This window comes from Formosa agariphila KMM 3901, from assembly GCF_000723205.1.
GTDB lineage: Bacteria > Bacteroidota > Bacteroidia > Flavobacteriales > Flavobacteriaceae > Formosa > Formosa agariphila.
The window spans coordinates 643,128-663,790 of the sequence record NZ_HG315671.1; the positions used below are offsets into that span (position 1 = coordinate 643,128).

At 33.9% G+C, this 20,663-nt stretch carries 14 protein-coding genes; 7 read left to right on the plus strand and 7 right to left on the minus strand.

All coding sequences use genetic code 11. The annotated features are described in order from the left end of the window. Positions 1-66: 66 nt before the first annotated feature. Positions 67-6,222: an alpha-2-macroglobulin family protein gene (locus BN863_RS02740; RefSeq protein WP_038527221.1), complete on the minus strand. Its 6,156-nt coding sequence runs from the start codon at positions 6,220-6,222 to the stop codon at positions 67-69. 154 nt (positions 6,223-6,376) lie between these two features. Here BN863_RS02740 and BN863_RS02745 point away from each other — a divergent pair, with 154 nt between their 5' ends. Both BN863_RS02745 and BN863_RS02750 read left to right on the plus strand, forming a co-directional pair. After that, on the plus strand, positions 6,377-7,123 hold the full coding sequence (locus BN863_RS02745; RefSeq protein ID WP_051774454.1) for a tetratricopeptide repeat protein: 747 nt from the start codon (positions 6,377-6,379) through the stop codon (positions 7,121-7,123). A gap of 54 nt (positions 7,124-7,177) precedes the next feature. Then, positions 7,178-8,533 (plus strand): UDP-N-acetylmuramate--L-alanine ligase, encoded by a 1,356-nt coding sequence (locus tag BN863_RS02750; RefSeq protein ID WP_038527224.1) that lies wholly within the window; start codon positions 7,178-7,180, stop codon positions 8,531-8,533. 268 nt (positions 8,534-8,801) lie between these two features. On the opposite strand, the gene BN863_RS02755 is transcribed toward BN863_RS02750, so the two are convergent. The 3 genes from BN863_RS02755 to BN863_RS02765 form a co-directional block, all read right to left on the minus strand. After that, a complete protein-coding gene (locus tag BN863_RS02755; RefSeq protein WP_038527227.1) occupies positions 8,802-11,408 on the minus strand; it encodes a mechanosensitive ion channel family protein in 2,607 nt (868 codons plus the stop codon). A 62-nt stretch (positions 11,409-11,470) separates the two neighbouring features. Further along, positions 11,471-12,061, minus strand: coding sequence for an FMN-binding negative transcriptional regulator (locus tag BN863_RS02760; protein ID WP_038527230.1), 591 nt, complete (start codon positions 12,059-12,061; stop codon positions 11,471-11,473). Positions 12,062-12,077: 16 nt separating this feature from the next. Continuing rightward, positions 12,078-12,530 (minus strand): DUF1569 domain-containing protein, encoded by a 453-nt coding sequence (locus tag BN863_RS02765; protein WP_038533063.1) that lies wholly within the window; start codon positions 12,528-12,530, stop codon positions 12,078-12,080. Between the two features lie 50 nt (positions 12,531-12,580). Here BN863_RS02765 and radC point away from each other — a divergent pair, with 50 nt between their 5' ends. From radC to BN863_RS02785, 4 genes are all read left to right on the plus strand, one after another. Continuing rightward, complete coding sequence (gene radC, locus BN863_RS02770; protein WP_038527233.1) at positions 12,581-13,279, plus strand: RadC family protein; 699 nt, start codon at positions 12,581-12,583, stop codon at positions 13,277-13,279. Positions 13,280-13,349: 70 nt separating this feature from the next. After that, positions 13,350-14,654: a polysaccharide deacetylase family protein gene (locus BN863_RS02775; RefSeq protein ID WP_038527235.1), complete on the plus strand. Its 1,305-nt coding sequence runs from the start codon at positions 13,350-13,352 to the stop codon at positions 14,652-14,654. Beyond that, positions 14,644-15,330: a YjjG family noncanonical pyrimidine nucleotidase gene (locus BN863_RS02780; protein WP_038527238.1), complete on the plus strand. Its 687-nt coding sequence runs from the start codon at positions 14,644-14,646 to the stop codon at positions 15,328-15,330. Before BN863_RS02775 ends, BN863_RS02780 begins: the two co-directional genes overlap by 11 nt. A gap of 34 nt (positions 15,331-15,364) precedes the next feature. Further along, positions 15,365-16,156, plus strand: a complete 792-nt coding sequence (locus BN863_RS02785) for a hypothetical protein (protein ID WP_038527240.1) — start codon at positions 15,365-15,367, stop codon at positions 16,154-16,156. 41 nt (positions 16,157-16,197) lie between these two features. Here BN863_RS02785 and BN863_RS02790 read toward each other — a convergent pair whose 3' ends face one another. Then, positions 16,198-17,475, minus strand: a complete 1,278-nt coding sequence (locus BN863_RS02790) for a replication-associated recombination protein A (RefSeq protein ID WP_038527243.1) — start codon at positions 17,473-17,475, stop codon at positions 16,198-16,200. 109 nt (positions 17,476-17,584) lie between these two features. Here BN863_RS02790 and BN863_RS02795 point away from each other — a divergent pair, with 109 nt between their 5' ends. Next, positions 17,585-18,346, plus strand: a complete 762-nt coding sequence (locus BN863_RS02795; RefSeq protein ID WP_038527246.1) for a rhomboid family intramembrane serine protease — start codon at positions 17,585-17,587, stop codon at positions 18,344-18,346. Here BN863_RS02795 and rlmB read toward each other — a convergent pair. Together rlmB and BN863_RS02805 are read right to left on the minus strand one after the other, a co-directional pair. Next, the gene (gene rlmB / locus BN863_RS02800; protein WP_038527249.1) at positions 18,343-19,077 is read right to left on the minus strand and encodes a 23S rRNA (guanosine(2251)-2'-O)-methyltransferase RlmB; all 735 of its coding nucleotides are present in this window, start codon (positions 19,075-19,077) and stop codon (positions 18,343-18,345) included. The two genes, BN863_RS02795 and rlmB, sit on opposite strands and share 4 nt — an antisense overlap. A 158-nt stretch (positions 19,078-19,235) precedes the next feature. After that, positions 19,236-20,660, minus strand: coding sequence for a SusD/RagB family nutrient-binding outer membrane lipoprotein (locus BN863_RS02805; protein ID WP_038527252.1), 1,425 nt, complete (start codon positions 20,658-20,660; stop codon positions 19,236-19,238). Positions 20,661-20,663: the final 3 nt, after the last annotated feature.

Here is a 20,663-nt window from a genome sequence, read left to right on the forward strand (position 1 = left end):
GTTAGTTGTGAGATTCTGAAACGAGTTCAGCATGACTTTAATTAATGATTTTAGCTTTCTTTTTAACTACTTCACCGAAATGCGAACCCCTTCACTATGACTACTAAATTCTGGGGCATACATACTTTGAATGGTTGTAATACCGTTACTCATTGTTCCGGCGTTGTTTACTCGTAAATCGTATTCGAAGACATACACACCTTTTTGGATATTATCGAAAAAGAAGTGCGTTGCCACGTCTTTTGTACTTTGGTAATAGCCCAAACCATCTTGCCATTTGTATTTAGAAATTACGTCTACAGGTTCTAATCCGGAAGCTCTCATATCTTTCATATGTAGAAACTCCATATCACGGTCCGTTTTTAAGGTGATTCTTACTCTGATTAAATCGCCTACTTTTAAAGTCGTTTCTGAAGTGACGTTAGATAATACTTCACCTGTATCGGTATTCGATTTAATAAATAACTTTTTGGTTAATTGTAACGGCGTTTCTGCTGAAGTAATCGCATCTAAATCTTCAAAATATTGCCAGTACATACTTCCCCAAGCCATGCCCTTGTCTTTTTTAGTTAAGGTAACTTCTGCCAATTCAGGTGTAATCTCCTCGGCCGTCCAAGTGGTTTTAAAGTAACCTGTGCCAGCTTCAACTTTGGTGTTTTTTAATTTATCTTCCGGAATGGGTTGTCCGCTAACGGTAATGTCTACAGATTCTGAAACCGATAACCAGTCGCTACCTTTTAGTAAAATAGCATATACGGCATCTGTGGTCGATTTTGTAGTAGACCAACGATTGGTCTGTTTGTTTTTCAATAACCATTTTGTTAAATTATCGATGGTTTTCGTATCCTTTTCAATTTCCGAAAAGGCTTCAATTAATAGCGATTGGGTTTCAATAGGCGATTCGTACCAATACCATGATGCAGTGTTGGCCTTCCAATACATGCCTAATTCATCATTGGTAATACTATTTTCTTTTAACGATTTTATAATGGCAATTGCTGTTTTTTCATCTCCTAAACGCTGTGCAATAAGGGCCATTAATCCTTTATTGTATAGCGAACCTTTTGTCCAATATGTTTTAATTTGAGAGCCATAATAATCGATAATGTTTTGAAGTTCTTCAGACGGTTTGTCTTCAGCATAAAAACTTCTCATATATAAATAATGCAACTGTATGTTGTTTAAATGATAGGCATCATAATCTGGAGTTTCGTTGTGTTTAGCAATGTCTTTATACGTATCTATAAATTCGGCATCGGTGAATTTAAGAGCCTTAGATAACATGTTTTTTGAATCTTTAGTATCGACACCTAAATGTTTTAAATGTCCAAATCCAGTCACGATATGTTGTGTGATGTATCTGTTTTCGCGTCCGCCAGCAAACCAAGGCCAAGCGCCAGAACCTAACTGATTACTTTCCAGTTTTTGAAGCGTGGCCTGCATTTTAGCACTCATTGTATTCATATCGAATAATAAACCGATACGTTTCTTTTGTTCCGTTTCACTTTGCGCATCTCGTAACCAAGGCGTTTCCTCAATAAGAATCGATTTTAATTCGTCGTTCTTTTCAAGATTACTTATTAATGCATCTTTTGAAGCCCATAAATTAAAGACCTCCTGAATTCTCGGATTAGAATTTACGATGTGACTTGCTAAGGCATTCCCATAAAAGCGAGAAAAAATTTGCTCGTTACAATCAAACGGATACTCAATAATATATGGTAAGGCTTGAATAGCATACCAGGCCGGATTAGAGGTAATCTCTAAAGTTAGTTTATGTTGTTTTAATGTTTTAGAGGTGTTGTGTTTTAATTTATCTAGTTGGAAGGTGCGCGATTCATTTCCGTTTACCCACATGGGTAAAGTTTCGGTAACTAACATACGGTTCGATAACACGGGTAAAACATTTTGCTCGCCATCGCTAAAGGTTCCTGCTTTAGCAACTATTTTGTATTGCACAGCATCGACAGTTTCTGGAATCTTAAGTGTCCAAGAGACTTGTGTATTGTTATTGGTGTCTACAGTAAAAGATTTTACTGCATTTGTGTTTTCTAAATTAATATCGATTGGTAGGTTCGTTATGGCATCGAAAAGCTGTAAAACGGCTTCACCTTCTAATTGTTTGTCAGATAGATTTACAATTTTACTACTCATGGTAATGGCATCGCCTTGACGTAAAAAACGTGGCGTGTTAGGCTGAACCATCAGTTCTTTTTGAGTTACAGTAGTTAAAGTGCGTTGTGCCGTTTGCATAGTCGATGTATGTGCCAAAAGTTGCAATTTCCATTGCGTTAACGCTTCCGGTGAAGTAAAACTGAAACTGACATCACCTTCACTATTGGTTTGAAGTTGCGGAAAGAAGAAGGCGGTTTCTTTTAGGTTTTTTCTGATTTTTACGGCGTTAAATTTAGACCCATTTTTGGTCGTTATGATAATGACGCCGTTGGCCCCTTTGCTTCCATAAAGAGCAGTTGCTTCAGCTCCTTTTAAGACTTCAAGCTTTAAAATGTCGTCTTTATTAAGATTATTAGTTTCTGAAACGACGCCATCAATTATATAAAGTGGTGCTAAGCCTTCGTTATTTTCTGAATCAATACCACGAATGGAAAACGGTACTTCCATATCTTCCATTACAGTTTCTTCAATTTCCGTTTCATTTGACATAATTTCTACACCAGAAACAGCGCTAGATAATTTTCGTTTTAACTGCCAACCATTTTCGTTAAATTGAAACCCAAACCAATTTAGTGCATCAAATAGTTGGCTTATATAATCCTGTTGATAAGAGTAGAAGTCTAAATCGTGGTAATTCGTCCCGAAAGACGTATAAGATTTCCAGTTGTTGTATGAAGCATAACGGGATGGATTTAAGTTTTTAAGATTCCAGTTGTGAGGTTTAAATTGGTCTAAAGAAGCATCGTACATACTTGCTAGAATCTCTGCTGTAACTTTATCGCCCTGTGCTCCTGTAATATTAAAACGCCATGTTTCTTCGTTTCCAGGTTGAATTTTATCACGGAATGTTAGCGTTTCAATCTGTAAATCTGTTTTCGGGTATGGCACGTTAATTATAAGCGTACCGGTTTTAAAACTGTTATAAATTGCATAACTATAATGAATTGCAAATCCGCCTAAATCTGATGATGTAATAGGTATTTCAATAGTTTTTTTATTCTGATTTAAAGTGATTATGTGTTGAGAAAATGGTTTCTTATTCTTCTCGACTTCTAGTGTAACCACTAAATGTTCGCTAGCAGAACCTAGTGTTAATTTTACAACTTCATCTGGTGAATACTCCGATTTGTTCGTGGTTATTTGAAACAAACCTTGGTCGGATACGGTTTTGTCTTTGGCACTATATAATTCAAAACTTGCTTCGTCGGTTACTAGTTGTCCGAACTTATCTTTGCTCTCAAAAATCGCTATATATTGACCCGATTCCCAACGTTTGGCTTTATCGAAGGTTACGGATTTTGCCTCGGCTGTATTAATGTTCTTTTCTAATACAATAGCTCCTTTTTTCCAATTTTCAAATGCGCCTTCATTGGTGTACGAATCGTGTGGGAAAAGCGTTTTAAATGTGGTCTCATCTATGGTTTGGTAATCTGGAGCACGCCATGGGCGCTCTCTTAATACTTGATTTGGCGCTTGTAATTTGTAGACTTTTAAAACGCCCTGAGTAGGCGTAAATTCACCATTTAAATTGGTTGTTTGAATATAAATTTCATTTGATTTACTAGACTTGTCTAGTTTACGTTCTATTTGCAAATTCGCAAGTAAGGTATGATATCCTACAGAAATGGTTTTCGATGTACTTCGGGTTTCTCCATTAATATCTGTGATATCGGCAGTGACTTCGTATCTAAAAACGGGTAAAAACGATTGGTCGATACTTTGGTCAGGAATGGCTTTAAAATTAATTTTGAAGTTTCCTGAATCATCTGTCACGGTTTCTCCATGCGTTATATCTTGAGGTGAATTATAAAAATAAGGATGTGTACTGTAATATCGGTACGGCATATCGGCGATGCGTTTTACACGGTAGACAACTGTTGCATTTGTAATTTTACTGCCTGTAAAAGCATTTGCTTTCCCAGTTACTACAACCGAGTCGTTAACGGTATAGGTTTCTGTAATTGAATTAAATTCGGCCTCGAACGTTGGACGCTTGTAATCTTCTACCGAAAAAAATAGTCGAGACTGTATATGCTCGCTTTCCGATTTTATTTCTAATCGATATTCTCCATTTAAACCACGTGTAGGTAAGATGAATTCGCCATGAATAGAACCAAAATCATTTGTGTTTAGAGTAATGATATTTATGTTTTCGTTATTGGTGTTAATTAATTTTACAATTAACGGTTCTGCTTTTATAACATCACTTTTATTTTCTAGTGTTTGCATAGCAATCGCCTTAAAATAGACGGTTTGCCCTGGTCTGTAAATACTTCTGTCTGTAAATAAAAAGGCATTGTATTTTGTTTTGTTTTCGTTCTGGTTGTATTCGTAATTATATCCCAGACGAAAATCATCAAAATATGCAATATCGTTTGGTGTTTTTATTTCAAGGTCGAAACGTGTATATACTCTGTTAGTTGTTTTCGGAATACTGAAATGCCCAGAAGAATCTGTGCGCTTCGTTTCTGTTTTCTTTTTATTATTGTTATAAGTGTAATGTATCTCGATTTCTGCATTCGGAAAAGGTGCTCCCGTGTTTCTATCTATACATTGAAAGCGATTCGATGCATCGTCAGGTTTTTCAATAATAGCAACATTAGAAACCTGAAGCGTAATATATGCTGTAGTATTTGAAGCTGAATCTATAGCTGAAATAATATAGAAACCATTATCAAATTCAGGAACGATGACTTCTGTAGTGTGTTCTTGATAATCGTGTTCGTTTTTTAAATCGGATACCCATGTTTTGTCAGTTTTATAACTCTTTACAAAACTATCTTTTTCTGTTTTTTTATATATATTGTTAAATTCGAGAATGTCTTTGTGGCTAACTTTAGAGGCTTTAAAGACTAGTTTATCTACATTTTTATAGCGAATTAAAAAACGGGATTGTGTCAGAATTGGCAATATACGTTCGTTGGTAATGCCAACTTCTGGCACCAATATTACCGACTTTAAATGTTCGCTTTTTTCTGCAATTTTCGTGTTTGGAAACTTTGAGATAACTGCGTTGCAAAGCGCTAAGGCGTCTTTATATTTCCAACGGTTTTCGGTATTTATATTTGGAGAATAGTGCGCGCCTTGAGACATCCAAATCTTAGCAATTTCTAAATCGTAATGTCCGCTAACGGCCTCAGTTTTGTGTTGATTACGCGATACTCTTAATGTGTTAATAAGTGCTTCGTCTGTGTTTTCGAAAACGGCTTTGTCCTTAACAAACAACAAACGTTCAATATCTACGGTTACTAAAGCCTCAGTGTTTTTAGTATTTATATGAAATTGAATGAGATTCTGATAAATTTTTAAGGCCTGAAATTCTAACGACATTGAGTTCTTTGTTTCTAATTTTAATTTAGAAAACTCATGAGCAGGACTTAGTAATTCGGAGTCGTTGATTTCAAATTTATAAGCAGGTTTTGTAATGTTTCGTTCGGTGCTTTTATAGAATTTTAAAGCTTCATGACTTAGTAAATCGTAAAGTGTTGGTCGGTACAGTTTTGAATTTTTTTGTTCTAATAGTATATCAGAAAAGTTGTCTATTGGTGTTTGTTTTAAGACCGTTTCATTTGTTATACTATTTTGAAAATGTAACTGAATGGTTTCAAAAAGGGTATTTAAATCCCAAGTTCTAAAATCGGTTTCATCTACTTTTTCTTCAGTTTTTGTCCGGTTGTAAAATTTATAGCGATTTTGCTTAAAGTAATCCCAATATAAATTGGCCAAAATGCTCTCTAAAATATTTTTTGTCGGCGCTTGGCTTTTCGAAATTTCAACTTTAAAATTGTTTATAATACTAAGTTGAGCATCTTCTTCGAGCACCAAAGCGAATTTACTTTTATACAACATCGACTTAATATGCTGAGGTTGATTCTTGTGTTTGATTGCTAGTTTATCAATGTTTTCAACTTTTTCTAAAGCAGATTTTGGTAAATCTGAAAGCTCTAACGTTTCGACTTCAGACCATAAACTTTCAAAATTGGGTTGCTGAGCCAAGATGCTATTTGTGAAAATTAGGCTTAAAAGAAGGGGCTTTATAAATTTCATATCGTGATTTTGGTTGATGCGTATGTTGTTTGACTATTAAGTTGAAATCAAAAACAGTTCCAATCTAAGTTTAAATGAGAAAGTTACTCTTTTTTTAATGGTTTGCGTTTTGAGAATTAGATAAAAGGGAGCGATAAATCGTTATTTTTGCGTTATGAAATTTCGTTTCGTATATATTTTTATAATTCTTTTAGGGCTTCCGCAGTTGCTGTATTCGCAATCGCGTTTCTCTGAGGCGCAGACGTATTTTGATACAGGAAACTACACTAAAGTCATTTCAATATTAGAACCATTAACTAAAGAAATATCGGATAACCGGTCTAAAGCAATTGAATTATTAGGTGATGCCTATAGCCATACAAAAGATTGGGATTCTGCAATTAATCAGTATAATGTATTAGTAGATTTAAATCCTGAAGTGGCCAATTACCATTATAAATATGGAGGCGCTTTAGCTATGAAAGCATTAACGGTAAATAAACTTATGGCTATTCCGTTGATTTTAGAGGCGAAATCAGAATGTATCCAAGCTTCGGAATTAGACCCAAATCATATTGAAAGCCGTTGGGCATTAGTCAAAATTTATATGGAATTACCTGCCGTTCTTGGCGGAAGTACGTCTAAAGCCATTACCTATGCCAACCAATTAGAATCATTGACTAAAGTGGATGGTTATCTCGCAAAAGGCTATCTCTACAACAAAGCAGACGATTTTAAACACGCAGAACAGTTTTATAAACAAGCTCTAGATATTGGCGGTTCGAAAACCTGTTATATGGCTCTTGCCGAATTTTATTTAAATCGAGACCAGAAAGAAAAAGCTATCGCTGTTTTAAGAAAGGGATATGGGCGTTTAGAAGCCGAAGAACTTCAGCAAAAAATAGAAGATATTACCCCATAAACGTTCTGAAAAACGTACTAAAACGTGTATATTTACGGTCTTCAAAATAAGTTTATGAATGTACATTTTATAGCCATTGGCGGAAGTGCAATGCACAATTTAGCCTTGGCCTTACATAACAAAGGTTATCGCGTAACAGGAAGTGACGATGAGATTTTCGAACCTTCTAAATCAAGATTACAAACCAAAGGATTATTACCAGAAGCTTTCGGATGGTTTCCAGAAAAAATTACGACAGATTTAGATGCTGTAGTTTTAGGAATGCATGCTAAAGCCGATAATCCGGAATTGCTAAAAGCTCAAGATTTAGGACTTAAAATATATAGTTACCCTGAGTTCTTATACGAGCAATCTAAAAACAAAACGCGTGTAGTTATTGGTGGAAGTCATGGAAAAACAACCATTACCTCTATGATTTTACATGTTATGCATTACCACGATAGAGATGTAGATTTTATGGTGGGCGCGCAATTAGATGGTTTTGATGTGATGGTAAAACTTACCGACGACAACGACTTTATAGTGTTAGAAGGTGATGAGTATTTAAGTTCACCAATAGATAGACGACCTAAATTTCATCTATATAAACCAAATATTGCTTTATTAAGCGGTATTGCTTGGGACCATATTAATGTGTTTCCAACATATGAAAACTACGAAGAACAATTCCAGATTTTTGTAAATAGTATAGTAAGTGGAGGAAGCATTACGTACAATGAAGAAGACGAGGCTGTAAAGCGTGTGGTTGAAGCGTCTGTGAATCCGATTAGAAAATTACCTTATCAAACGCCTGAATATACTGTTGAAGATGGAGAAACCTTATTAGAAACAGTCGAAGGGCCGTTGCCAATCGAAGTATTTGGAAAACATAATTTAAATAATTTAGGTGGTGCCAAATGGATTTGTCAGCATATGGGAATCGATGAAGATGATTTCTACGAAGCTATTTCTACATTTAAAGGCGCAAGTAAGCGTTTAGAGAAAATAGTTGAAGGACAGAATAGTGTTGCTTATAAAGATTTTGCACATTCGCCAAGTAAAGTAGAAGCTACGACTAAAGCAGTAAAAGCACAATTTGAAGATAGAAAATTAGTAGCATGTCTAGAACTACACACATATAGTAGTTTAAATGCCGAGTTTTTAAAAGAGTATAAGGGGACTTTAGATGATGCCGATGTTGCTGTAGTATTCTATTCTCCGCATGCGGTAGAGATTAAAAAATTAGATACGGTTACAGAAGCACAAATCGCTTCAGCTTTCGAGCGTGACGATTTAATTATCTACACCAATCCAGACGATTTTAAAACCTTTTTATTCGCTCAAAACTTTGAGAATACGTCCTTGTTATTAATGAGTTCGGGGAATTATGGTGGCTTAGATTTTGACGATGTGAAGTCTCTGATTAAATAGATTTAAGAACAAAGATTGCTTCGCTTTTAGAATCAAGAATCAAGAATCAAGAATCAAGAATCAGGAAGATAAGGTTTCATTTAAACTAATCGTCATTCTGAACTTGTTTCAGAATCACATAAAGTATAGTTTATGGAATGGGAGAGTGTGAGACCCTGAAACTAGTTCAGGGTGACAAGTACCATTAAATTCAGTATTAAAAAATATAACATAAAAAAGCGAGATTTTGAATCATCAAAATCTCGCTTTTTGTGCTTAATGCATACTGTTATTTTGTGTCCTCATCGGTAGAAGAGCTGTTGTTAGAATCATCAGAATCTACATCTGTTTTTACGGGTTCGATAAATGGTTTTTCTAAATTCTTATTTAAAGGTTCTTCTGTAGTGGGTGCTTTAAATTCATTTTGAAAAGATTTAAAGTTTAAATTTTCAGGGATGTTTCTCACATTTAAATCACGTTGCGGGAATGGGATTTCAATACCTTCCGCTTTAAATCGGTTGTAAATACTAATCGAGATATCACTTTTCGATTGTAATCCAATTTCATAATGTACCCAATACAATAATCTGAAATTTAAAGAGCTATCTCCAAATTCACTAAACAAGGCTTTAGGTGCGGGGTCTTTTAATGTAAACTGATAATCATTTGCAATTTCAGTAAGAATTTCAAGAACACGGTTGGGGTCGGAATCGTAAGACGTTCCTATTAAAATTTCAATACGTTTAATGTTATTGGAGAGGGTCCAGTTTATTAAATCATTAGAAATTAGATTGTTGTTCGGTACCACCACTTCTGCGCCATCAAAGGTGCTAATGCTCGAAGAACGCACGCCAATACGGTTAACTGTTCCTAATAAACTATTCACTTCTACCGTATCTCCAGGTAAAATAGGACGTTCAAAAACCAAAATTAAACCAGACACAAAATTTGAAATCACGGTTTGTAGTCCAAAACCAATTCCCAAACCTAATGCACCGGCCATTAAATTAAATTTACTTAAATCGATACCCAAAGCTCCAAGGGCTAATACAACACCAAACGCCATGATAAAGTAGCGTATAACTAAAGATATCGCGGTGGGAATTCCTTTCGGTAATTTTAATAGACGAAGGACGCCATCGCCATCATTTATTAAAAACGAGATGATTTTTGTTATAGTGTATGTAATAATTAAAGTAAAAATAAATCCAAGAATACCTTCTAAAGTAAACGTTAAACTGCCTAATTGATAAGGTTCCGTAATGGTATCCTGTATCACTTCAAGCATAGGGCTTAAAATGTCTAAAATATTAAGAAAGTATAAGGTCCAAATAATTCCGATTATAACTCTTGTAACTTTTAACGTGGTTTTTTCGATACTCCAACGGTCGGCAGGAAGGTACGATTGTTTTACACCGTAGTGTCGGTTAATAATTCCTAAAGAGATACCGTTAAATACCATTAAAAGGCTATAGAAAAAAGTAATGCTTATTCCGCTTTGTGTACTGATTTTTAAACTGATATCTGTCAAATTTGTATACCCAAAAATATTAGATACAATAGAAACAATACACAAAACATAAAGTACAGGAGTTAATCGCACAAGGAGTTTTCCAAAATTATCAAGTGCCATATTTCTAGTCTCCAGGTAAGGCGATGTATATTTATAAAGCATAAAAATGACTAAACAGGCTTCGAAAAAAGTATATATTCTATACAGTGCAGAAGAAAACCAAACATAAGATTTGGTAGCATTAAGAATAAAAAATAGAATGACATAAAAGATAATGTCCTTAAATTTTTTGTGCATATAAGGCCTAATTAAGGGCACAGCACAAATAAGTATAAGAAGTGTAGTGATATCTATGAATAGCCTTGGGGTGTTAGAAAACATCGATTTGGAAACCAGTAGAGCCAGAAAGATGATGCAAATCGTGCTTTTGTAAAGAATTATATGTTTTGCTTTCCTATGTGTTTTCGATTTTTCTTTAAACGAAAATTTTAAATAGCCACTTTTTAAACGTTTTATAAATAAAGCTATTAGGCTTATAAAAATGAAATAGAATAAGATAACCCCTGTTTTTCCTTTTAAGTAACTATACGTATTTGTAATGTTATTTTTAATGGATTCTACATCATCGCTTTCGTTAGGTTTTTTAGTTGCGCCTTTAAAAGACGTATTCCAAATTGCTTCGTGACGTTGATGAAATATATCGTAGATATCAGAATTTTTTAATTCTAATAAATCGTCCATTACTTGTTCTGTAATACTAATTTGTTCGTTTAATTTGGTTTCAAGTACGAGGTAATAGTTATTGTTTTTAAGAATACTGTCTTTGGTGTTTTTAGTCTTTTCCCAAACGGTATTAATTGATGTTAGAATTTCTTCAGGAGCATTAGTATCTACAGCAGATTGATAGCTTAATCCCCACACTTTTTCTTTTTCAGTAATATCGTCTATAAACCTTGAATTTCTTACTTGTTGGTTATTAACTGTAGTTTGCCAACCAGTTAGAGTGGTTTTATAACCATTCCATTTGGTGATGAGATTATTTATTTTTTGAAGATTAGGGTTGGCTTTAATAAATTCTTCTGCGGTATTAGATTCCTGTAGAATAAATTGATAATGTGCTATATGTGTAGAATCAATTTTTTGTATACTCGCTGGAATTTGAGTTTTTTTCTGAATTAATTTAAGCTCATTATTTACATTATCTATTTCTCTAACCAGATTAACAGAAGAAATAGCCTTCAGTTTTTTAGTGCTAATAGAGTCTAAGTTTTGTGTAGTAGGTTCTAAGTCGCTAAGTAAATCTGTTTGCGCACTAACGGTTAGTGCCGATATAAACAACAATAATATTAAGACATGTTTTAAACAAAGACCATTCATATTCATGTTAAGAGATGTAAGTTTTAAAATATAAATATAGATTTTTAGACAGTAAGGTGCCACTCAAATTAAATCACTTGATCTAAAAAGGGCTTAATATTAGTTTCATTTTTCGAAATTAATTGCCACTTAGCAATATCTCGAGCTTCGGCCGATTTGTTTTGAGAGAGTTTAAATTTGCCTTCCCATTGGAGAATATCTATTTCGAATCCCATAACATAATTTACAAATTTATCCATACTTGGGTTGTTGTAATCCAATACGTAAGCCTGTTTGGGTGCTTCTAAAAATTCCGTCATGTCTACCATAGATTGCTTCACTTCATTTTCATTTTTAATTTCAGAAACGGTGCCTTGCAGGTGCACTTTTATATAATTCCAAGTAGGCAATTCTGCTTTTTCGAAAAGGCTAGGAGAGATATAACAATCTGGACCCGAAAAAATTATAGTCACAGGTTTATTACCTTTTAAAAGGCTGGCTTGCGGATTACTTTTATCGATATGTCCAATGAGTTTTCCTACCTTATAAATAAGAGGTAAGTGAGTAATAAATGGCAGATTATTTTCTACCGATATAACTGTAGCTAAGGGATAATGTTTAATCACTTCTACCATGTGATTTTTATCGTGATCTTGATGAATTTGCGGAGGATAGCTCAATGATGAAATAATTTAGTTAGACATTAAATTGGGTTAAATGATGGTGTAAATGTTTATACTGCATTTTACCCCATTGTTCGGGTGTAAAGTAACCAAAAAGTGGATGATCTGGCCAAGTTTGAACCTCTGTTTTTTTAGAAAATTCTTCAATTAACAGTATTAAGTTTTCTTTTTCAGTTAAAAATATATGTGGCGATTTAATTACAAACTCTTTAGCTGTTGGTAGATTCTTTTTCCAAGGCTTATCGTTATATAGAGACGTTTTATAAAACGAAAGAATTGTTTTCTGTATAAAACCTATTTTAGAGTTTAGCTTTTCATGACCTAAAGCAATATTTAATGGGCCTTGGCAATGTTTAAGCATTTGGGCCGCATCCATTTTCCCCCATATAGCAATGTCGTTTTCTGTTAGTGTTTGAATTCTACTGATAATGGATTCTGTAGCCGATGCATTAAATAAGGTGTTCATTTTCAGGAGTTTTAATTGTTTCTGTAATTTACAATATTTATATTTATAGTATGCCTGAAAAAAAGATTCCATTTTCAATTAAAAACTGGTCGCAAGACGATCAGCCTCGAGAGAAGTTGCTTTACAAAGGACAAGCTGCTTTAAGCGATGCCGAGTTGGTTGCTATTTTAATAGGAAGTGGAAATCGCGAAGAAAGTGCTGTAGATTTAACCAAACGCATTTTAGGAAGTGTGGATAATAATCTAAGAGCATTAGGGAAATTATCCATTAAACAACTCATGACATTTAAAGGGATTGGAGAAGCTAAAGCGATTACTATTGCTGCAGCTATGGAATTAGGACGGAGACGAAGCGGTGAGGAGGCAGTAAAACAAAATAAAATAACATCGTCTGCTTCTGTTTTCGAAATTATGCAACCTATCCTTGGAGAATTGGCTCACGAAGAATTTTGGATTATTTATCTAAATAATTCCAATGCCATTTTACAAAAACAACAATTAAGTAAAGGCGGAATAACAGGAACTTTAGTCGATGTGCGATTAACATTAAAAATGGCTTTAGAATTAGGGGCGACTGCACTTATTTTGGTTCATAATCATCCTTCAGGGACGTTAAAGCCCAGTGTAGCCGATAAACAAATCACTCAAAAATTAAAAACAGCAGCATCTAGTTTAGATATTAAAGTGTTGGATCATGTTATAATTACCGAGCAGTCATATTTTAGTTTTGCAGACGAAAACGAAATGTAGTGCGCATTAAGTGTGCTAATCCCGATTCTTAATTGTAAAATCATTACTTTTATTACTTTAAAATTAATGTGTGCTTCTAGTCTATACTCATAAAATAACGCCACGTATAAAATTTACGTTTAAACATCTCTGTACCAGAATTCTTGGCATCCCGGTATCGTTTACTACAACTATCGAAGAATTTATTGCTCACGATAGTTGTAAAATGTCGTATACTAAACAGCCATTAGGGAAAGAGGTTTTTGTACGTAGTCATGATTTGTTATTCGAACAAGGTCTTTCAGATCCTGATTTAAATGTTAATAGATGGGAAGATACCAAATGTTTCTTTTTTAATGGCGATAAAAGTGCCATAGCATACGATATTTTTGCAGCCTCTTTTTATTTGTTAAGCAGATATGAAGAATATTTACCTCATGTAAAAGACGAATACGGACGTTATGAAGCTCATGAAAGTTTAGCTTATAGATATAAATTTTTAAAACAACCCGTTGTAGATATTTGGGCGTATAAGTTTTTAGAAGTTTTAAAAGCGAACTATCCAGATTATGATTTTCCAAATCGGAAATACCAAATCAAACCTATAATAGATGTGCCTTCGCCTTACGATTTTAGATTAAAAGGCTTAATTCGGAATCTTGGTGGTGGAATCAAAGATTTATATGCCTTTAGATTTAAGCGATTCTATTATAGATATATGGTGTTATTCGGATTAAAACGCGATCCGCATGATACGTTTAAATATATTTTAAATAAACAGAAACAGACTAAATTTAGATTTCATTTCTTCTTCTTAATAGGAGATTATTCTACATATGATAAAGGCGTTAGTGTATATCGTAAAAATTTCGTGGCTTTAATTAAGTCTATGGCAGACTATTGTAAAGTGGGACTAAAAGTATCTTATTTTGCGATTGAGGATAAAGCTATTTTAAAAAAAGAACAAAAGCGTATGGAAGGTATTATTAATACCTCTTTAACCGAATCGCGGAATTCTTTCTCTAAATTAAATTTACCAGACTCTTATCGTAATCTTGTGGAATTAGAAATTCAGGAAGATTATACCATGGGGTATGCAAACGAAATTGGTTTTAGAGCAGGAACGTGTACACCGTTTTTTTTCTACGATTTAGATTACGAAATACAAACTCCACTACGCATTAATCCTTATCATGTTAACGATTATGCTTTATTAAAGTATACATCGTTATTAGATAAAAAAGAAACCATACAATATATTATAAATCAGGTGAAACGCGTTAATGGAGAGTTTATACCTGTATTTCATAATTATACATTTAGCGGGTTAGGGCAGTGGAAAGATTTTAAAGAATTGTTTAATATTATTTTAGATTCAGCATCAGATGAAAAATAACATAAAAGATGTGTTTTTCGATTTAGATCATACACTTTGGGATTTCGAAAAAAATTCCTCTTTAACCTTTCAAAAAATTTTTGAAGACAATCAATTACCAACTAATTTAGATTCTTTTTTAGAAGAATACGTTCCCATTAATTTTTTATATTGGAAAGGATTTAGAGAAGGTGAAGTTGATAAAGAAACATTACGTTTTGGGAGATTAAACGATACCTTTAATAAATTAGAAACTCCTGTAAGTAAAGACGTAATTCATAAATTGTCAGACGATTATCTAACACATTTATCATCGTTTAATTATTTGTTCGACGATACCATTTCGGTATTAAATTACTTGCATTCTAAATATAACCTGCATATAATTACAAATGGATTTGAAGCGGTTCAAACAACTAAATTAAAGAACTCTAATATTCATCACTATTTTAAAACGGTTACAAATTCTGAAGAAGCCGGAGTAAAAAAACCACATCCAGATATTTTTAACTATGCCCTAGAAAAAGCAAAGGCAACTGTAGGTACAAGTATTATGATTGGAGATAATTTGGAAGCAGATATTTTAGGCGGAATTAATGCCGGATTTCAAACCATTTATTTTAATGAAATACCTTTAACACAACATAATCACATTACCCAAATTTATAAATTAATTGAACTGAAAGACTATTTATAAAACTTAATTAACTTTATACAAAATTATAAAACTTATGAAAAAAATATTTTTATTGTTATTTGCTAGTGTTTGTTTTAGCACTGTTGCACAAACAAATTTAAACGCCTATAAGTATGTAGTAGTTCCTAATAAATTCGAATTTTTAAAGGAAGCTAATCAATATCAATTAAATGAATTGACCAAGTTCTTGCTAAATAAAAAAGGGTTTACGGCCTTTATGGAAGGTGAAGACTTGCCAGCAGATTTTATTGCAAACGGCTGTTTAGGATTACGTTCAGACGTAATTAACGAATCGAGCTTATTTACTACTAAATTGAAAGTTGTTTTAAAAGACTGTAAGAATCTAGTGGTTTTCGAAACAGAAATAGGTTATTCTAAAGAGAAAGATTATAAAAAATCTTATCAAGCAGCATTACGAGATGCTTTCGAGTCTTTTAATACTGTAAATTATGCTTATGAAGCATCTGCAAATGTAGGAACAGCAGCTCTAGCTACAGAAAACGTTGCAACACCTTTGCCCGCAGCAGTTCCAGCAGCAATGACAGCTACTGAAGCTGTAGTAGCAACCACTGCAGTAGCCGCTAATACGGTTTCTTCTCAAGTAACAGTAGATTCTACAGTATTATACGCCCAAGAAATTACTAACGGTTATCAGTTGGTAGATAGTTCTCCAAAAGTGGTTTATAAATTAAAAAAGACAAAATTAGAAGATGTATTTCTAGTAGAAGAAAAACAAGCTACTGTATATAAATCTGGTGATAAATGGGTTATCGGCTATTATGAAGGAGACACGCTAAAAGAAGACGTGTTAAATATTAAATTTTAGTAGCGTTTAGCTATAACTTTTAAACATAAAATACATTTAATTTAATAACCGTATTTAGTTTTCCAACGTTGCTTTAAAAAGTTACGATCAGATTGCTCTCTAGCATTAGCACCAGGCTCATACAGCTTGGTGTTTTTTATTTCGTCTGGTAAGAACTCTTGTTCTGCAAAATTATTAGCATAACTGTGTGCGTATTTATAATCTTCACCGTACCCTAATTCTTTCATAAGTTTTGTAGGTGCATTTCTAATCCCTAACGGCACAGATAAATCTCCTGTAGCACGTACTAATTGTTGTGCTTTTCCAATAGCTTCGTAGGCCGAATTACTTTTAGGAGAACATGCTAAATAGGTCGTGCATTGACTTAAAGTTATTCTCGATTCTGGATAGCCAATTGCCGAAACGGCCTGAAAGGTATTGTTGGCAATTACTAACGCTGTAGGATTGGCATTCCCGATATCTTCACTAGCCAATATTAGAAGTCGGCGTGCAATAAATTTTACATCTTCACCACCTTCAATCATACGTGCTAAATAATACACGGCAGCATTTGGATCGCTTCCGCGGATAGATTTTATAAAAGCAGAAATAATGTCGTAATGTTGTTCGCCAGTTTTATCGTAGCGTGCAGTGTTATTCTGAATTTTTGCAAGTACAATATCATCTGTAATCACAATATCGTCACCTTCAAAGGTATTCACTAATAACTCGAAAATATTTAGGAGTTTTCGTCCATCACCTCCAGAAAGGCGTAATAATGCGGCTGTTTCTTCAAGCTTTATGTTTTTTTCGGCTAAAGCCTTATCTGTTGCAATTGCACGATGTAAAAGCTGTTCTAAATCGGTTTTTTCAAAAGCTTTTAAAATATAAACTTGACATCGAGATAATAATGCGGGTATAACTTCAAAACTAGGGTTTTCTGTGGTTGCACCAATTAACGTGACCCAGCCTTTTTCAACTGCTTGCAACAACGAATCTTGCTGCGATTTACTAAACCTATGAATTTCATCAATAAATAAAATAGGATTTTTAGTTGTGAATAAACCTCCGCTTTGTTTTGCTTTGTCTATAACTTCACGAATATCTTTTACTCCAGAATTTATGGCACTTAATGTGTAAAATGGCCTTCCAGATTGTGTGGCAACTATATTGGCTAAAGTGGTTTTTCCAGTTCCTGGAGGTCCCCAAAAAATCATCGAGGAAATTAAGCCTTGTTTTAATTGTATACGCAATGGGCCTTGTGGACCAACAAGATGTGTTTGACTGATATAATCGTCTAAAGTTTCTGGACGTAATCGTTCTGCTAAAGGTGCGTTCATATTGTAAAATTACTGTATTTTTTAAAGGTATTTAAATAAAACACGACTGACATTTTATCAATTTAAAAATATTGGTTTACAATTTGATTAACATAAGTAAATTCAATTTATGAAACAACACGACCATTTTAAATTTTCTAACGGCGTTATTGCATATCCGTTAGTCTTTATTTTAATACTGTGGTATGTGTTTTGGTTTGAAATAGAAACGAATATTTTCTTTAATAAACATGGAATTTATCCGCGTACATTAGAAGGTTTACAAGGCGTTGTTTTTAGTCCGTTTATACATTCTGGGATTTCGCATTTATACCATAATACCATTCCGTTATTTGTATTAAGTGTAGCCTTATTTTATTTCTATAGACCCATTGCGTGGAAGGTTTTAGGCTATGGTATTTTAATGTCTGGTTTTTTAACCTGGTGTATTGCTAGACCTTCTTACCATATTGGAGCTAGTGGGTTGATATATGTATTGGTAAGTTTTATCTTTTTTAAAGGCGTTTTTGCTAAACATTTTAGATTGATTGCCCTTTCGCTATTAGTGGTGTTTTTATACGGAAGTATGATTTGGTATGTCATGCCTATGGAGGACGGTATATCTTGGGAAGGTCATTTATCGGGGCTGATTACGGGGTTGTTTTTTGCTTTAATTTTTAAGAAGACAATAGCAAAACCCGAAAAATATGCTTGGGAACACGAAGATTATAATGAAGCCGAAGATGACTTTCTAAAACAGTTTGATGCCGATGGAAACTTTATAGAGCAAAAACCTATGGAGGAAGACGAAATAGACGTTGAAGAAATTTCTACTGAAGATTCGTCAACGTCATATCGTTATATATTTAAAGAAAATAAATCTGAAGATTAGCGACGTTGTCTTACAGCTTCGTATAAGAACGCACCACAAGCTACAGAAACATTTAAAGATTCAATCTCACCTAGTATAGGTAGTTTAGCTTTAGCATCTACAAGTTTTAAAACAGAAGGATTAATTCCTTTTCCTTCAGACCCCATAATTATAGCACAGGGTTCGGTAAATGACACATCGTATAATACATCATCAGTTTTTTCTGTAGCCGCAATAACTTTTATTCCCGATGCTTGCATAAAAAACATGGCATCTTTAATATGGTCTACTTTACAAATAGGCATTTTAAATACCGCACCAGCACTTGTTTTAATAGTATCTCCATTTACAGGAGCACCTCCTTTTTTCTGAATAATAATACCATCAACACCAGTACATTCTGCCGTACGTATAATAGCACCAAAGTTTCTAACATCACTTAATTGGTCTAATAGCAAGAATAGGGGAGTCTTTCCAGATTCGGTTACTTTAGTTACCAACTCTTCAATGTCCCAAAATGTAATAGGAGCAATTTGTGCAACAACACCTTGATGATTTTTAGATGTTAATTTATTTAGTTTTTCTACAGGAACATAAGAAAAGTTTAGACGTTGCTTACGCAATACACCTTCCAACTCGTGAGAGAGTTCACCTTTAAGTCCTTTTTGAACAAATACCTTGTCAATATTTTCACCAGCTTGAACAGCTTCTATAACTGCACGAATACCAAAAATTTGAGTCTCCTTTTCCATGTGTCAAAAGTACAATAATTTATGAATTGGTAAATAAAAGTTTGCGCATAAAAAAACCGCCTCGATTGAGGTGGTGAAATTTGTATAAAAAAAAGCAGCCGACTAATTGAGATTTTAGTCGACCGCTTTCAAAATAATATGATAAGATATTCTAGTGATTAGTTAACATCCCAGAATAACTTTGTTGTTTGCTCGTCACCACCTATTGCAGTAGATGCAGCAGACCAGTTTGGCTCATTTAAGTTTTGTTCGTTAATTGGGTATGTATAACGTGTTGGTACTGGGTTACCAGTATCTTCAGGTAAGTTGAATTCTGGAGTATCATATGTTCTCCATACTGTCCATCCTTCAAAACCTCTGTTGTACATTGCTAACCAAAATTGGTTTCCAATAGACGTTTTCCAATCTGCAGCGTTGTAAGCTACTTCTGGTTTAGCTAAATAAGCTTCTACACCGTCAACTCCCCATTCGTCGAAAGAGGCAGTAATACCATTGATGTAGAATGTTTCTGCAGTGTCACCCACAGCAAATCCTCTTTGTGCAGCGTCAGCTAGGAAGAAAGAAACTTCAGAAAAGTCTAATAACACACCTCTAAAAGTAGGCTCGTGAATTACAGTACCAATATGAGTGTATGCAGCAAAACTGTTAGCCGCTCCGTAAATACCACCTGTGTATACACCTTCACCTAAGTTTTCTTCAAAATAAACAGGACGTCTTGGGTCGTCTAACATATTCATGTAATCTACTAATGTATTAGCAGGAACAAAATCTGCACGTCCAGACTGTACTAAATCTACCCATAATGGGTTTGTGTTTGGAGTAGCTGCAGCATATTGAATATTTGCATTATCTGCGTTAGATGTAAATACACCAGAATCTACAGCAGATTCGATTGTAGTTTGAGCTAATGCTGCCATTCCTGGAGCATCAACAATACGCATTCCAATTCTTAATTTTAAAGAGTTACCAAATTTCATCCAAGATGAAATATCACCATAATAGATATTGTCTTCTGAAAATCCAGTACCTGAAAGGTTAGGTATTGCAGTATTAATACGAGAAACTAAATCTTCGTAAATTGTAGCAGCATCATCATATTCAGGTAATAAAGTAGTCTCAGACTGTAAAGCTTGAGAATAAGGAATATCTCCAAACGTATCTACTAATTGTTGCCAAGTATACACTTCTAATATTTCAATTTGAGCTAATCTCGTGTTTTTATCTGCTTCAGATAAATCTACATCAGCTTCTGTATATTCTTTAGCTGTTTTTAAATCTAGAAGTACATCTCTATATAATTCAGACCAGTGGTACTGAGGAATGTTTCTGTTATTTAAATCGTAATTCGCTTCATCGATATATGTTGTTTCTGTCCAATATTGACCAAGTAATCTGAATACGTTAACATTAACGTTTGTACTTGTCATTTGGTCAAATAAACTCTTAGTGGCAGAATTAAACAAGAACGCTGCTTCTACCTCTGTAGGGTTTTTTGGATCTTTATTATAGCTTTCATACTTCTCATCAGACATACAAGATGCTAGAACTATAAAAGACAATGCTGTTATAAATATTTTTTTCATGAT